Below are 15,443 nucleotides of genomic sequence, written 5' to 3'. Positions count from 1 at the left end.
GCCGGGGCGGTGCGCCGTCCCGGCCCTTCCCCGGAAGAACGGAAGAGATCATGAAACATCAGTCACCCGACGCGCTGCGCCGCAGGGCGATCACCGGGGCAGGGGCCTTTGTCATCGGGTCGGGCTTCGTTGCCGGAACCGTCGGAGGCTGGGCGATGCAGCTCGACCACCTGCCCTCCGATACGATGGCGGGGCTGATCCTGCTGGCGCGCGACCTCCACGCCGGCGACGGCTTCCCGGACGAGGCCTTTGCCGTGGCGCTCAAGGGGTACGACACCAAGGAGGCGCGCCCGATGATCGAGACCGGGATTGCCGCGCTCGACGACGTGGCGCGGTTGCGCGGTTATCGCCGCTATCTCGACATGGACTACGAGGCCGACCGGCAGGAGGTCCTGCGCGAGGTTCACGACAGCGCCTTTGTCCGCAGCCTGCGCGCCGGTCTGGTGACGGCGCTGCACGGCCGGATGGCGCGCTCCGCGGTGCCCTGATCAGTCTCGGGGAATGTCGTACTGCTTGATCTTGCGGTAGAGCGTCGGGCGCGAAATGCCGAGGGTCGCGGCGACGCGGGTCAGATTACCCTTTTCCGCCAGCATGGCGCGCCGGATCGCCGAAGCCTCGACGTTTTCGAGGTTCACCGGCCCCTGCGACATCTCGATGTCATGGGACAGGCCGAAGCCGCCGACCGGCTCGAGGATTTCGGCCGGAAGATCGCGCAGCGTGACCTCGGTCCGGGTTTTGAGCAGGTGCAGTCTCTCGACCATGTTGCGCAGCTCGCGCACGTTTCCGGGCCAGCGATAGCTGCGCAGGCGCTCCAGCACGTCGGGCGGAAACTCCAGCCGCTCGCGCGAGAAGCGGGTGGCGTAGGTCTCGTTGAAATGTTCCAGCAGCAGCAGGATGTCGTTGCCGCGCTGGCGCAGGGGCGGGACGTCGATGGCGACGATGCCGATGCGATAGAACAGGTCGCGGCGGAACCGGCCGGTTTCCACATCGTCACGCAGGTTGCGGTTGGTCATCGCGACCAGCTGGACATTGACCGGACGCCGGGCGCTGTCGCCGATGCGGTAGACCGCCTTCTGTTCCAGCGCCCGCAGCAGGTAGGGCTGGAGTTCGACCGGCATGTCGCCGATCTCGTCCAGGCAGAGCACACCGCCGTCGGCCTGTTCGAACCTGCCGGCCTTGCCGCCGCGCACCGCGCCGGTGAAGGCCCCCTCGACATGGCCGAAGAGCTCGGCGCCGATCAGCTCCTTCGAGATGGCGGCACAGTTCACCGTGACATAGGGCGCGCCGCCCCGCGGCAGGCGGCTGTGGACGAGGCGGGCGAACAGCTCCTTGCCGACGCCGGTTTCGCCCTGGATCAGCACCGTCACGTTGGCGGCTGCGGCACGTTCCGCAAGTTCCATCGCCTCGAGCATCTTGGGCGCGGAACCGACGATGACGATCTCGTCCTCGTCGACATTGGCGCGGGCCTTGATGCGGACCGAATCCTCGAGCCGCACCCGCGCGGCACGGCTTTGCTTGAGGAACAGCGCGGCACCGCGCAGGCGGCCCTCGAACTCCAGCCGTTCGATTCCGTCGGTTTCCAGTTCCGGCGGCAGCGCGGCCTTGATGTCGCTGTCGGACATGCCGGCGCTGAGGGCGAGCAATTGACGACCGACGGCAAGGTCCGGACGCGGAAGGTGCAGCTTGTCGTCCAGCCCGCGGCGGAACAGGATGCGCCCGGCCTTGTCGAGCAGCAGAACGCTGTTGCCGGGGCGGGTGGCATCGGAATTCAGGAAGGCTTCGAGAAGCAGCGTCCGCTCCTCGCGCTGCTGTTCGGCCAGCGCGATCTCGATCTCTCGGGCGGCGGCGACGACGAGCGCGATGTTGTGGCGGCGGAAGATGTGCGGCGGCCCGGAAAGGTCGACGACCCCGATCACGCTGCGATCGAAGGGATCGAAGATCGGCACCCCGGCGCAGGTCCAGGCCTGCACGCCCTGGCAGAAATGCTCGGCGGCGTGCACGTATGTGGCCTTGCCGGTCTTGAGCGCGGTGCCGATGCCGTTGGTCCCGATGGCGTCCTCGTTCCAGATGCCGCCGATTTCGAGGTGGATCTCCTGACCCTCGTCCAGCACCGAATGGTCGCCGATGGCGTCGATGATGACGCCGTCCTTGTCGGTCAGGATCAGGATCGCCTTGGCCTCGGCCAGGTGCGGTTCGAGCCGGGCGAAGGCCGATTTCGCCGCCTGCCGCAGCGAGGCGTTGCGGCGGCGCAGGCGATGGAGGTTGTCCTGGTCCTCTATCTTGCGGGATTGCTGTTTCGAGGCGTCGACGCCCATGGTCAGGCTGCGCTGCCAGGATTGCACGATCTCGTTGCGCACCGGCGCATCGGCGACATCGGCAAGGGCATGGCCGGTCACGTAGTTCTCCCAGGCCTGCCGGGTCCGGCCTTCGGAATATTCCGGGCTGGACGTCCGGGGGGGCTGCGCACGCGTGAAGTAGCTTGATCTTCGCATATCTGGCTCAGTGTCTGCCTGGCTTGGAGCGTGTCGTGCTCTCGTGAAAGCGGAGGCGCCTGCGCCTCCGCCGGTCCCTCATGGCGCCGTCACTGTAGTCCGAGTTCCGTTCCTATGGCTTCGGCCAGCGCCTTGTCGTCGAAACCGCGATGGATTTCCGTGCCGTCGAGCGGGCGCAGCGCATCGAGCATCTCGCCTTCGACGGGTGAGTAGAAGCCGTTCTCGGCGGTGGCGAGAACAAAGCGTCTGCCCGAGAAATTGCCGCGGATCTCTCCCAGAAGCTGGATCTGCCTGCCGCTGTTCAGGTCCGCGAGAACGACGCGGTTGTTCATGCTGACCTTGACGTAGGGCCGGGGCGCTTCGGCGCCGCGCGACCGGCCGAGGTCGTGGATCAGCAGGCCGTCGGGTTTCGGCGTTTCCTTCGCCTTGGCCATGGTCTGCTGCATGGCGGTGTAGCCACCGCCGCTGATCTGGTCGGCGAGCTTTTTGATGACGTGAGAGTTTTCAGATATCAGTCGCTTGGCCTGCGCGTCTTCACGACGCGGCCCGTCGCGTTTCGAGAAAATATCCAAGTGCCGTCCTCCCTGCACAAAAGATTAACAGAATAGAAACATCCTGCATACGTTATTTTGTTGGCTCTGTCGGTGTCCGGCTGCCAATGCGCCGACACGGGTGCCACGGAAATGGCCGGTCCGGAAAGGCGGGCTTTGTGCGCGTCATGCGCCGCGCCGGGCTGTGCGATCCGGGCCGGATCGCGACGTGGCGCGGGTCGGTGACGGCGCCGGATGTCCTCCGGAAGGCGGCTCGTTGACGCAACGGCAGCTCCCCGAGGGAAACCGGGCGCGGGTTAATCCGCGCCCGGCAAGACCTTAGGCCAGATCGAAACGATCGGCGTTCATCACCTTGGTCCAGGCGCGGACGAAGTCGCGCACGAACTTGCCGGCGTTCCCGGTGGCGGCATAGACCTCGGCCAGCGCCCGCAGTTGCGAGTTGGAACCGAAGACCAGATCGACGCGGCTGGCCGTCCACTTGGGCGCGCCGCTGTCGCGGTCGGTGCCGACGAAGGTCTCGGTCGATCCGCCGTCCGATTTCCACGCCGTGCCCATGTCGAGCAGGTTGACGAAGAAGTCGTTGCTCAGGGTGCCGACGCGGTCGGTCAGAACTCCCGCATCCGAGCCGCCGTGGTTCGCACCCAGGACCCGCAGACCGCCGACAAGCACCGTCATCTCGGGCGCGGTCAGCGTCAGAAGCTGGGCGCGGTCGACGAGCAGTTTCTCGGTCGGAACGGTGTAGTCGGCCTTGAGATAGTTGCGGAACCCGTCCGCCTCCGGCTCCAGCACGTCAAAGCCTTCGGCATCGGTCTGCTCGGCGCCCGCATCGGTGCGGCCGGGGGTAAAGGGCACCTCGACGGCGTGTCCGCCCGCCTTTGCCGCGGCTTCGACGGCCGCCGTGCCGCCCAGAACGATCAGGTCGGCAAGCGAAACCTTCTTGCCGCCGGTCGCGGCCGCATCGAACTCCGCCCGGATGCCGTCAAGCACCGCAAGAACGCGCGAGAGCGACTCGGGCTCGTTCACGTCCCAGTCCTTCTGGGGCGCCAGACGGATGCGCGCGCCGTTGGCACCGCCTCGTTTGTCGGAGCCCCGGAAGGTCGCGGCAGAGGCCCAGGCGGTCTTGACCAGATCCGCCACCGACAGGCCGGAGCCGAGGATGCGGTCCTTGAGCGCGGCGATGTCGGCCGCATCCACCAGCGCGTGGTCGCGGGCGGGGATCGGGTCCTGCCAGAGCAGATCCTCGGCCGGCACGTCCTTGCCCAGATAGCGCGCCTTGGGGCCCATGTCGCGGTGGGTCAGCTTGAACCAGGCGCGGGCAAAGGCATCGCGGAAGGCCTCGGGATCGGCGTGGAACCGGCGCGAGATCTGCTCGTAGACCGGGTCCATCCGCATCGCCATGTCGGCGGTGGTCATGATGGTCTTGACCTTCTTCGAGGGATCGTGCGCGTCGGGCGCCATATGCGCCTCGTCGACACCGACCGGGGTCCACTGCTGCGCACCGGCGGGCGAGCGCGTCAGTTCCCATTCGTAGCCGAAGAGCAGGTCGAAATAGCCGTTGTCCCACTGCGTCGGGGAGGCGGTCCAGGCGCCCTCGATGCCGCTGGTGATGGTGTGGCCGCCCTTGCCGCTCTCATGGGTCGACATCCAGCCGAAACCCTGCGCGGCGATATCCTCGCCCTCGGGCTCCGCCCCGACCAGCGCGGCATCGCCCGCGCCGTGGCACTTGCCGAAGGTGTGGCCGCCGGCGGTCAGCGCGACGGTCTCCTCGTCGTTCATGCCCATCCGGGCAAAGGTCTCGCGGATGTCGCGGCCCGAGGCGACGGGATCGGGATTGCCGTCCGGTCCTTCGGGGTTCACGTAGATCAGGCCCATCTGCACGGCGGCCAGGGGGTTTTCAAGCACCCGGTCGCCGGAATAGCGGCTGCCCGGCTTGTCCGAGGTCGCCAGCCATTCCTCTTCCGTACCCCAGTAGATGTCTTCCTCGGGCTCCCAGATGTCGGCACGTCCGCCGCCGAAGCCGAAGACCGGGCCGCCCATGGATTCGATGGCGCAGTTCCCGGCGAGGATCATCAGATCCGCCCAGGACAGCGCGTCGCCGTATTTCTGCTTCACCGGCCAGAGCAGGCGCCGCGCCTTGTCGAGATTGGCGTTGTCCGGCCAGGAATTGAGCGGCGCGAACCGCTGCGAACCGGAGGAGGACCCGCCCCGCCCGTCGCCGGTGCGGTAGGTGCCCGCGCTGTGCCAGGCCATGCGGATGAAGAACGGGCCGTAATGGCCGTAATCCGCGGGCCACCACGGCTGGCTGTCGGTCATCAGCGCGTAGAGATCGGCCTTGACCGCGTCGAGATCCAGCGCCTTGAACGCCTCGGCATAGTCGAACTCCGTATCCATCGGGTCCGACAGCGGCGTGTTCTGGTGCAGGATCTTCAGGTTCAGCTGGTTGGGCCACCAGTCGCGGTTGCTGCGCAGGTTCACCGTGGTGTGCCGGGACGCGCCATGCATCACCGGGCATTTGCCCGGCATATCGTTACCATCCATTGAAGGACTCCTTTTGTCGAATGAAATCAGAGGTTTTCCGGCCGCTGCCGGGAGGATCGGGGCGATGTCCGGGAAAGTCGCAAAGCCGCGCCGCCACCTGTCGTGGCGCCGGTCCGGCGTGTCGATGTTCCTCCCCCGTGACGTTCCGGAATCACTCTAGCCTTGTGCGGCAATAAAAATAAGTTGAATGTTCTGATTGATGCGATAGATTTTTCTAATGGCGAACCTGACCCTGAAACATCTGCGCTATTTCGATGCGCTGGCGCTTCACGGGCATTTCGGGCGCGCGGCGGAGGCCGCGTCGATCACCCAGCCCGCCCTGTCGGTTCAGATCCGCGACATGGAGACCGAACTGGGCGTGACGCTGTTCGAGCGCGGGCCGCGCCAGGTCCGCCTGACGCAGGTCGGCGAGGATGTGGCGCCCCGCGTGCGCGACATCCTGAGGGCGCTGGACGAACTCGGCGACATCGCCCGCGCCTCGCGCGATTGCCTTGCGGGCCGACTCAGGATCGGGGTGATCCCGACCATCGCGCCCTATCTGCTGCCCTCGATCATCTCGCGGCTGTCGCAAAGCCATCCCGCGCTCGAGATCCATGTGCGCGAGACGCTGACCTCCCGCCTGATCCAGGAACTTTCCGACGGGCGGCTCGATGCGGCGATCGTGGCCTTGCCGGTCTCCGAACCCTCGCTGACCGAGGTGCCGCTGTTCTCGGAAACCTTCGTGCTGGTCCGTCCCGAGGTCGACGAAAGCGTCCCCGTTCCCGACCGCGAAACGCTGCGCGAGATGCGGCTGCTGCTGCTGGAGGAGGGGCATTGCTTTCGCGATCAGGCGCTGTCCTTCTGCAACGTGCGCTCCGCGCTCCCGCGCGAGATGCTGGACGGCAGTTCCCTGTCGACGCTGGTGCAGATGGTCGGCGCCGGCATCGGCGTGACGCTGATCCCGGAGATGGCGGTGCCGGTGGAGACCCGCGCGACGCCGGTTTCGGTGTCCCGCTTTCTCGGGGCGCAACCGACCCGCACCGTGGGCATGATCTGGCGCAACACCAGCCCGCTCAAGGAACAGCTTCACCAGATTTCCGAAACCGTCCGTGCCTGCGGAGAGGATCTGGCAGAGGCGCGCCGCGCCGCGGAGACAGGGCCCCGAAAGCCGCCTGTCTGAGGGCCGACCGGCCTCCGACCAAAGTCGCAGGTTGACGGGGGATCGGTTGCGTTATCCTGTTCCCCTCTCGATGGGAGGAGATCGCGACATGTGCCAAGTCTTCGCCGGGCAGGATCCTGCCCGATACACCTCGACCACACGCAGCCTGCGCCTGAACGGGCAAAGCACCAGCATTCGTCTTGAAAACGCCTTCTGGGACATTCTCGACCAGATCGCGGAGGCGGATGCGATGTCGACCCCGGCCTTTCTGTCCCGGCTGCATTCCGAGGTACTGGAAACCCGGGGCGAGCCGGTGAACTTCACCTCGCTCCTGCGCACGGCCTGCCTTGTCTTCATCGGTCAGTCCGGTGGCGTCACCGCAGACGCGGGCCTGGGAAAGATCGCAGCCGAGTAACGCGCGGCCGCAAAAAACCGCATGTAGTAGCCCCCTACTACCCGCGACCCGCCAAAGCGCGGCACCCTGATTTGGTCAGAAAACCGAACCGATTCAGGAGAACCCTTTGGCCAAAGCCATCCACAGCATGATCCGCGTTCTGGACGAGTCGCGGTCCGTCGACTTCTACCGCCGCGCTTTCGGGCTCGAGATCGCGGACCGGCTGGATTTCGATACGTTCACGCTGATCTATCTCAGCAATTCCGAGACCGGCTTCGAACTCGAACTGACGGTGAACAAGGACCGGACGGAGCCCTACGACCTCGGCGACGGCTACGGCCATTTCGCCGTTTCGGTCGGCGATCTCGATGCCGAGCACGCGCGTTTCGAGGCCGAAGGTCTGAACCCCCGCAAGCTGGTGGCCTTTGCCCCGGCGGGCGAGGTGGTCGCCCGGTTCTTCTTCGTCGCGGACCCGGACGGCTACCAGATCGAGGTGCTGGAGCGGTCGGGACGCTTCGGGTGATCCATTCCGCGGCGTCTTGAGGAGGGCGCCGCCTGTCTTGAAGGGAGGAGACAACAATGACCACAGCCAATCGCGGTCTGACCCGCAGGGAGCTTCTGTCGCGCGCCAGCGCGGCGGGGGCGGCCTTTGTCACGGGGGCGGGGTTCGTCGCCGCGCCGGACGCGGCATGGGCCTATGAGACGGCCCATATCGACCCGGGCGCCTTTGCGACGCTCGTGCAGATGGCGCGCGACATCTACCCGCACGACCGCATCCCCGACGAACACTATGTCCTCGCGGTCAAGGGCTACGACACGCCCGAGGCGGCGCCCGGCATCACCGCCGGGATCGCCGCGCTGGATGCGGCGGCGCAGGGCAGGGGTCATGCCTCCTACCTTGCCACCGGCTGGGAGCGCGACCGCGTCGACATCCTGCGCGGGATGGAGGACGGCGCCTTCTTCCAGCAGATCCGGGGCGGGCTCGTCACCGGACTCTACAACCAGAAAGCGGTCTGGCCGATCTTCGGCTACGAGGGGGAAAGCTTCTCCAAGGGCGGTTACATCGACCGCGGCTTCAACGACATCAACTGGCTTTGAGGCCTCGGGAGGTTTGGCACCATGACGGCACCTTTTGACCTGACCGACGACAGCGTCGTCGTCATCATCGGCACCGGCGCAGGCGGCGGCGTGCTTGCGAACGAACTGGCCCAGAAGGGCGTGAGCGTTGTCGCGCTCGAAGCGGGCGGGCGGTATCTGCCCGAGGACTACATCAACGACGAATGGGAAAGTTTCGGGCAACTTGCCTGGACCGATCCCCGAACCACCTCGGGCGACTGGCGCGTGGCCCGCGACTTCAGCGGGTTGCCCGCGTGGATCGTCAAGGCGGTCGGCGGCACCACGACGCACTGGGCCGGGGCCTCGATCCGGTTCCAGGATCACGAGTGGAAGGGCAGGACCACCTACGGCGACGTGCAGGGCGCGAACCTTCTGGACTGGCCGATCGACGGCGCCGAGATGGCGCCCTGGTACGACAAGGCCGAGAAGAAGCTCGGGGTGACCCGCACCAACGGCTGGCCCGGCCTTCCGGGCAACAACAACTACCTCGTCTTCGAAAAGGGTGCCAAGGCGCTCGGCTACAAGGAGGTGCACACCGGCCGCATGGCGATCATGAGCCACGAGGACGGCGAGCGCACCATGTGCCAGCAGACCGGCTTCTGCTTCCAGGGCTGCAAGTGGGGGGCAAAGTGGTCTTCGGCCTACACCGACATCCCGGCGGGCGAAGAAACCGGCAACCTCGAGGTTCGCGAACGCGCCCATGTCGCCCGCATCCTGCACGACGATGCCGGCAAGGTGACGGGGGTCGAGTATTTCGACGCCGACGGCGCGCTGCAGATGCAGAAGGCGCGGCTGGTCTGCGTGGCGGGCAACAGCTTCGAAAGCCCGCGGCTGCTGCTCAACTCGGCCTCGTCGATGTTCCCGGACGGGCTGGCCAACAGCTCGGGCCAGGTCGGGCGCAACTACATGCGCCACATGACGGGCTCGGTCTATGCGACCTTCGACAAGCCGGTGCGCATGTGGCGCGGCACCACCATGGCGGGCATCATCCAGGACGAGGCGCGGCACGATCCGTCGCGCGGCTTCGTCGGCGGCTACGAGATGGAGACGCTGTCCCTGGGCATTCCGTTCATGGCGGCCTTCCTCGATCCCGGCGGCTGGGGTCGCGAGTTCACCTCGGCGCTGGATTCCTACGAGAACATGGCCGGCATGTGGCTGGTGGGCGAGGACATGCCGCAGGAAACCAACCGCGTCACGCTGAACCACGAGGTGAAGGACCAGCACGGCCTGCCGGTCGTCAATGTCAATTTCGACGACCATCCCAACGATCTGGCGATGCGGGCCCATGCCTACGAACGCGGCATGGCGGTCTATGATGCGGTGGGGGCGACCCGGACCTTCCCGACGCCGCCCTATCCGTCGACGCACAACCTCGGCACCAACCGGATGTCCGAATCCGCGCGCGACGGCGTGGTGAACCGCTGGGGACAGACCCACGACATTGCCAACCTGTTCATCTCGGACGGGTCGCAGTTCACCACGGGCGGGGCCGAGAACCCGACCCTGACCATCGTCGCGCTGGCGATCCGGCAGGCGGATCACATCGCCAACGAGATGTCGCGCGGAAACATCTGACCCGCGCGGGATGCAACGAGGGCGCGTGCCGGACTTCCGGCGCGCGCCCATCCGATTCCGCAGGACGGGGGGCTGAGGGGCCAAGGACAGGCTCCCCCGCGTGGTCATGCGCAGGTTGGGGCCGTACCCCGAAGCAATCAGGACGGCCGATGCGCAGAAGCCGGCAGCCGGATCCATCGCCAGCCGTTCGGGCGGAATGCCCGCGCGGGGCGATGGGACGTGCGGGCGGTCAAATTTCCTTTGACTTGAGATGAGTTAATGCGGTCATATACACTCATAGCGTGTATTCACCTGTCGCCACCCCATTGCGACGACCCCCTCATTGTCACAGCCGCAAGGGACCGCCCGTGTCGAACGTTGCCGGAAAAGCCTATGCCATGAACGTGGTGACCCCCAGTCATCCCTGGCTGACCTGGATAAATCGCCTGCTCTTCATGGCCGCGCGCGGGATGCCGGAAAAGCTGACCGGATTGCTCGGCCTGTCGCTGATCCACTTCGCCCGCTGGGTCATCATCAAGCGCGACCAGTGGCCCGACCTCGGGCAGGGGCCGGAGCGACTCGACAACGACTACATGCTCTTCTGTTCCAATTTCAACGGAACTTGGGACCAGTATATCGACGCCTTTTCGGACGGCATTCCCGACGGGCTGAACCTGTTCTGGTATTCGGCGACCAAGTATCCGCAGTCGATCCCGATCTCGGCCTTCAAGAACTACATCACTTTCAACCAGATCGGCACCGACTATTATTACAACGCCACTCCCGGCTCGGCACAGCGCGACATCAAGGCCGCGCTCAGGGTCCGGGAGGCAGTGCTGGAACTGGCCGGGGTGCACGGTTCGGGCGGTGCCGACGCATTTGCCCGCGCCTACGGGCAGGCGCTGCTCAGGGTTCAGAACGACCTGGGCGATCCGGGGTTCGGCCCGGTTGCCAGCCTCGACACCGAACGTGCCGACGTGAACCGACTGGCCTATATCGCCGCGGCCCAGGCCCAATTCGCCCGCCGGAAAGGGGCCTGAGATGGCCGATCTGGAGTCCGGGCACCTGTTCCTGACCTATGTCATCCCGATCCGACGCGGCGGGCCGCGCAACGACGTCTCCTTCAAGCAGAAGCTGCGCATCGAACTGGCGCGGCTGCCGCCCGCGCATCAAACGCCGGCGACTGAGAAGACCGAATATGCCGCCCCCTTTGCCCGCAACCGTCGCACCCATTTCGCGCGGATGTTCGTGCTGGACAACGTGGTCTACAACGGACGCAACGGGCAGGATGCGCTGGTCGGAGCGCTGCGGAACGTCGGCACGCTCACCCCGCAGCATGTGGACGGGCTGCGGTCCGCGTATCTCGTCTTCACGGCGGATGTGGATGCCGTGGTCCGGGAGGGCGATCCGCTTCCGGACGACCTCGACCCCGACGCGCAGCGCAGGGTGCGGATGGCCTATGCGCGGACACTCTGGGACACCATGGGCAAGGAGATCGCCGCGATCTTCGGCAATTGCCACGGGTTCGAGGGCGTCAGCTCAGGCGAAGCCTTCGGCGCCTATCTCGAACGCTGCCACATCGAAACGACGATGCCCTTTCACGACTACTACCTTGTTCCGCCGGAGTTTCACGTCCTGCCGGTCCGGGCGCTGGCCCTCGCCGTCCTGATCCCCGGCGGCATCGCGCTCGGCGCGCTCTTGCTGCGCATCCTCGGGCTGGAGGCGCTGTTCGGGCTGAACACCCTGCTGCTGGCCGTTGCGGCGTTTCTGGTGACGCTTCTCGCCTTTGTCCTCGCGGTGCGCCACGCGCTGCGCAACGGGGCAATGCCGCTCGCCCCGGCACGGCATGACGACCTGCCTTCGGTGCTCAAGGCGCTCTACATCCAGCAGGCCTTTGCCGATTTCGTGGCCGAGCATCAGGGCCGCGACGCGGGCGCTCTGGCCGCGGGGTTCGGCGCCTTTCTCGACCGGAACGTGCCCGCCGACCCGAACGGCCCGACGCAGCGGCCGGGGGTCATCGCCTCGGATGCGCCGCAGCCCCGCGCCCGTGTCTGAGGAACAAACACAATGACCGATCCGCTGAACCTGCATGACATCCAGGGCAATGTGACCCGCGCCTACGGCCGGTTCTCCTTTCCCTTCGCGCGGTATTTCTTCTTCCAGATTCGCGACCCGGCGGCGGGCCGCGCCTTTGTAGACACGGTGCGCAAGGCGGTCACCACCTCGGCGCGCTGGCCCGAAGAGGCGGACAAGCCCGCCTGCACGGTCAACATCGCCTTCACCTTCATGGGCCTCTACTGGCTGGAGGTGCCGGACCGCACCCTTCAGGGCTTCCCGGACGTCTTCATCTCGGGGATGCGGGCGCGTGCGGCGATGCTCGGGGACCGCGATCCCACCCGGACCGAGGCCGACGACCCCGACTGGGACAGGGGGTGGGACCGGATCTGGCGCGCCAACCGCAGGCCGGGACTGGGCGGGGCCGGGGATGTCCACATCCTCGTGACGCTCAACGCGCAGCCCGACCTTGGCGAGGCCGCCTCCGGGACGCCCGAGTTCCTGTCGCGGCTGCGCGTGCCGCATCCGGAGCTCGAACGGCGTACCGACTGGCTCCGATCGCTGACCGGCGACGGACTGGTGCTGATCGAGGAGAACGGCCTCAGCGGCGCGGAGCCCTATCAGTCCGCCTCGGCGGTCTTCGACAGGTTCGACGGGCATGCCCTGCCCACCGCGCGGGAACATTTCGGCTTTACCGACGGCATCGGCGATCCGGTCTTCAAGGGCCAGTATCCGCCCGAAGCCGAAAGGACCGCCGTGATCGGGCGCGGCAAACGCATGGGCGACGGCTGGGAACCGCTGGAACCCGGCGAGTTCATCCTCGGTCATCCGGACGAGAGCCAGGAATTGCCGCCCACTGCCATGCCCCCGGAATTCATGCAGAACGGCACCTTCATGGCCTATCGCAAGCTGCACGAGAATGTCGGCACCTTTCACGACGTCGTCGGGGAGGAGGCGGAGACCTACGCGCGGGTCATGCAGGTCGGCGAGGTCGAGGCGCGGGAGACGATCCTTGCCAAGATCTGCGGCCGCTGGTCCGACGGCGTGCCGCTGGCCGTGGTGCCGACCTTTTCGGCCTGGATCGCGTTCGGACAGGCGGGCGGCTGGCGCGACGAGGCGGGACAGATCCGGATGGACGCCGAGGCCTGGAACCGGAACCTCGCCTATATCCGGTCTCCGGCGGCATCGGATTTCCGGTATGCCGACGACATGGCCGGGTTCAAATGCCCTGCCGGAGCGCACATGCGGCGGGTCAACACGCGCGATTATCTCGACCCGACGAACGCGGCCGGGGTCGATCCGGAAACCGGCCGCCAGCCCGTCAATGCCGAGGCGAACCACGCGCTCAACAAGCGCCGCCGCATCCTGCGTCGCGGACTGCCCTACGGTCCGCAGATGGCGGGCGAAGGCCGTGACGAGACGGAACAGGGGGTCATCATGATGATCCTCGGTGTCGATCTGTTCCGGCAGTTCGAATTCGTGCAGCAACAGTGGATCCAGTACGGGCTGGATTTCCACCAAGGGAACAACACCTGCCCGATGCTGGGGCGGCACGATCACCACAGACGGCACATGATCCCCTCGGACCCGGCGACGGGCAAGCCGCCCTACATGATGACACGGCTCAAGACCTTCGTGGAGTGCCGGGGCGGGGAGTATTTCTTTGTCCCCTCGCTGATGGCGCTCCGGATGCTGGCGATGGGGATCGTCGATCCGACCTGACCGGCCCGCCGCGACCGTGTCCGGCGCGGGGTGCCGAGTCGAAGCGCGCGGCCCGCCCGGGAGCGGGCTGACGATGGGCGCGCTGCCGGAATAACTTGCAGACCGCCCGCATCTCCGCCCAAGCGCTGAGCAACTGCCGTATTCGCTGCGGATGAACCACGGTTGCGGCACTGCAGAATTGCGCTTCCTTCCACATGCATACGACATTGCATGCATGTGGAAGGAAGGTGCGATGTCGTCTGAAATCATCTGCGGAACGAATATCTCCAAGGTCTACGCCACCGCGACCGGGCCGCTGGTGGCGCTGGACGATGTGAGCTTCGGTGTCGAGGAGGGCGAGTTCATCTCGCTCGTCGGGCCGTCGGGCTGCGGCAAATCGACCCTGCTGTCGATCCTCGGCGGGCTTGAGGACAGGAGCCTCGGGCATCTCGACATCGCGGGGAAACCGGCGGACAGCCCGCGCCCCGACGTCGGCATGATGTTCCAGACCTCGGTCCTGTTTCCGTGGCGCACCATCCGCGAGAACGTGCGCCTGCCGGGGCAGATCCTGAAGCTCGACAAGGCCCGGCAAAAGCAGCGAACCGAAGAACTGCTCGACATGGTGGGGCTGAACGGTTTCGGCGACCGCTACCCCGGAGAGCTGTCCGGCGGCATGCGGCAGCGCGTCGGGCTGGCGCGGCTGCTCGCCCATGATCCGCGCATCCTGATGATGGACGAGCCCTTCGGCGCGCTCGACGAATTCACCCGCGAGACCATGAACCTCGAACTGCTGAGAATCTGGGAGGCGACCCGCAAGACGGTGATCTTCGTCACCCACAACATCGGCGAGGCGGTGTTCCTCTCGGACCGCGTCTTCGTGATGACGCCCCGCCCGGGCCGTCTGGAAGGCATCGTCGAGATCGACCTGCCGCGCCCCCGCACGACCGGGATCATGCGCGATCCGCGCTATTCCGAACTCGTCTTCGAAATCCGCCGGATGCTCGGCGTGGATCACTGAGGCCCGATGATGACCATGACCGATACCACCCGCGTGCCCGGCACCACCGCGCAGACCAGCGCACGGCAGGGCGACGCCATCACCCGCTTCATCGAGGACGACCGTCGCCGTGCCCGGCGCGAGCTGATCACCAACCGCCTCCTCGCGCTCGGCTTCGGGGTCTTCGTCCTGCTGGTCTGGGCCGTCGCCACCCACGGCGGCTTTGTCCATTCGCTCATCATTCCGACCCCGATCGCGACGCTCGAAGCATCGGGGCGTGTTATGTCGGCGGATTACTTCCTTCCCAACGTCTGGGTGACATTGCAGGAAATCTTCTGGGGGTTCGTCATCGGCATGGCGGCGGGCGCGATCCTCAGCATCCTGGTGGCGATGTTCGCGCCGGTGCGGGCGACGCTCTATCCCTATCTCGTGGCTCTGCAGGCCCCGCCCAAGATCGTGCTGGCGCCGATCTTCATCACCTGGTTCGGCTTCGACATGGAATCCAAGATTGCCATATCGGTGGTGATGTGCTTTTTCCCGATGTTCCTGAACACGCTGACCGGGCTGTCCTCGGTCGATCCCAACGCGATCAAGCTCATGCGCTCGCTGACCGCGAACCGCTGGCAGACCTTCCGCCACCTGCTGTTGCCCAATGCCGCCCCGATCATGATGGCTGGGGTCAAGCTGTGCTGGACGCTGGCCGTCCTCGGCGTGATCGTGGGCGAATTCGTCGGCGCCTCGGCCGGGATCGGCTACCTGATCTACGCGATGAACTTCCAGCTCGACATTCCGGCGGTGTTCTTCCTCATCATCCTGCTCTCGCTGTTCACGCTGATCGTCTACCAGCTGATCGAATGGCTCGAGAACCGCGTGGTGTTCTGGACCTCGCTCTGATCGCGGCACACGG

Annotated in this window: 14 protein-coding genes; 11 read left to right on the top strand and 3 right to left on the bottom strand. The window is 66.4% G+C overall.

The genetic code is table 11. From position 1 onward, the window contains the following. Positions 1–50 precede the first annotated feature (50 nt). Entirely contained in the window at positions 51–488 is a 438-nt protein-coding gene (locus ACN0RJ_RS12370; protein ID WP_417724455.1) for a Twin-arginine translocation pathway signal, read from the top strand. On the opposite strand, the gene ACN0RJ_RS12365 is transcribed toward ACN0RJ_RS12370, so the two are convergent. From ACN0RJ_RS12365 to katG, 3 genes are all read right to left on the bottom strand, one after another. Further along, positions 489–2,492 carry a sigma-54-dependent Fis family transcriptional regulator gene (locus tag ACN0RJ_RS12365; RefSeq protein WP_417724454.1) on the bottom strand — a complete coding sequence of 668 codons (2,004 nt, stop codon included), beginning with the start codon at positions 2,490–2,492 and terminating at the stop codon, positions 489–491. Between the two features lie 89 nt (positions 2,493–2,581). Next, on the bottom strand, positions 2,582–3,064 hold the full coding sequence (locus ACN0RJ_RS12360) for a hypothetical protein (RefSeq protein ID WP_417724453.1): 483 nt from the start codon (positions 3,062–3,064) through the stop codon (positions 2,582–2,584). 297 nt (positions 3,065–3,361) lie between these two features. After that, the gene (katG, locus tag ACN0RJ_RS12355; RefSeq protein ID WP_417724452.1) at positions 3,362–5,581 is read right to left on the bottom strand and encodes a catalase/peroxidase HPI; all 2,220 of its coding nucleotides are present in this window, start codon (positions 5,579–5,581) and stop codon (positions 3,362–3,364) included. 217 nt (positions 5,582–5,798) lie between these two features. Between katG and ACN0RJ_RS12350 the strand changes: the two genes are divergently transcribed. From ACN0RJ_RS12350 to ACN0RJ_RS12305, 10 genes are all read left to right on the top strand, one after another. Beyond that, complete coding sequence (locus ACN0RJ_RS12350; RefSeq protein ID WP_417720178.1) at positions 5,799–6,740, top strand: LysR substrate-binding domain-containing protein; 942 nt, start codon at positions 5,799–5,801, stop codon at positions 6,738–6,740. Positions 6,741–6,828: 88 nt separating this feature from the next. Next, entirely contained in the window at positions 6,829–7,134 is a 306-nt protein-coding gene (locus ACN0RJ_RS12345; RefSeq protein WP_417720177.1) for a ribbon-helix-helix domain-containing protein, read from the top strand. 106 nt (positions 7,135–7,240) lie between these two features. Continuing rightward, the gene (locus tag ACN0RJ_RS12340; RefSeq protein ID WP_417720176.1) at positions 7,241–7,636 is read left to right on the top strand and encodes a VOC family protein; all 396 of its coding nucleotides are present in this window, start codon (positions 7,241–7,243) and stop codon (positions 7,634–7,636) included. A gap of 56 nt (positions 7,637–7,692) precedes the next feature. Next, positions 7,693–8,211 (top strand): Twin-arginine translocation pathway signal, encoded by a 519-nt coding sequence (locus ACN0RJ_RS12335; RefSeq protein ID WP_417724451.1) that lies wholly within the window; start codon positions 7,693–7,695, stop codon positions 8,209–8,211. Between the two features lie 21 nt (positions 8,212–8,232). Continuing rightward, the gene (locus tag ACN0RJ_RS12330) at positions 8,233–9,804 is read left to right on the top strand and encodes a GMC family oxidoreductase (protein ID WP_417720174.1); all 1,572 of its coding nucleotides are present in this window, start codon (positions 8,233–8,235) and stop codon (positions 9,802–9,804) included. Positions 9,805–10,151: 347 nt separating this feature from the next. Further along, positions 10,152–10,823, top strand: coding sequence for a hypothetical protein (locus ACN0RJ_RS12325; RefSeq protein ID WP_417724450.1), 672 nt, complete (start codon positions 10,152–10,154; stop codon positions 10,821–10,823). A gap of 1 nt (position 10,824) precedes the next feature. After that, positions 10,825–11,838 (top strand): hypothetical protein, encoded by a 1,014-nt coding sequence (locus ACN0RJ_RS12320; protein WP_417724449.1) that lies wholly within the window; start codon positions 10,825–10,827, stop codon positions 11,836–11,838. A 12-nt stretch (positions 11,839–11,850) separates the two neighbouring features. Then, complete coding sequence (locus ACN0RJ_RS12315; RefSeq protein WP_417724448.1) at positions 11,851–13,560, top strand: Dyp-type peroxidase; 1,710 nt, start codon at positions 11,851–11,853, stop codon at positions 13,558–13,560. 232 nt (positions 13,561–13,792) lie between these two features. Then, positions 13,793–14,557, top strand: coding sequence for an ABC transporter ATP-binding protein (locus tag ACN0RJ_RS12310; protein WP_417720170.1), 765 nt, complete (start codon positions 13,793–13,795; stop codon positions 14,555–14,557). Between the two features lie 9 nt (positions 14,558–14,566). Beyond that, entirely contained in the window at positions 14,567–15,430 is an 864-nt protein-coding gene (locus ACN0RJ_RS12305; RefSeq protein WP_417724447.1) for an ABC transporter permease, read from the top strand. Positions 15,431–15,443: the final 13 nt, after the last annotated feature.

This window comes from Salipiger sp., assembly GCF_048261495.1.
GTDB lineage: Bacteria > Pseudomonadota > Alphaproteobacteria > Rhodobacterales > Rhodobacteraceae > Salipiger.
The sequence above is the reverse complement of the archived record's forward strand: the minus strand, read 5'-3'. Positions and strand labels throughout refer to the sequence as shown.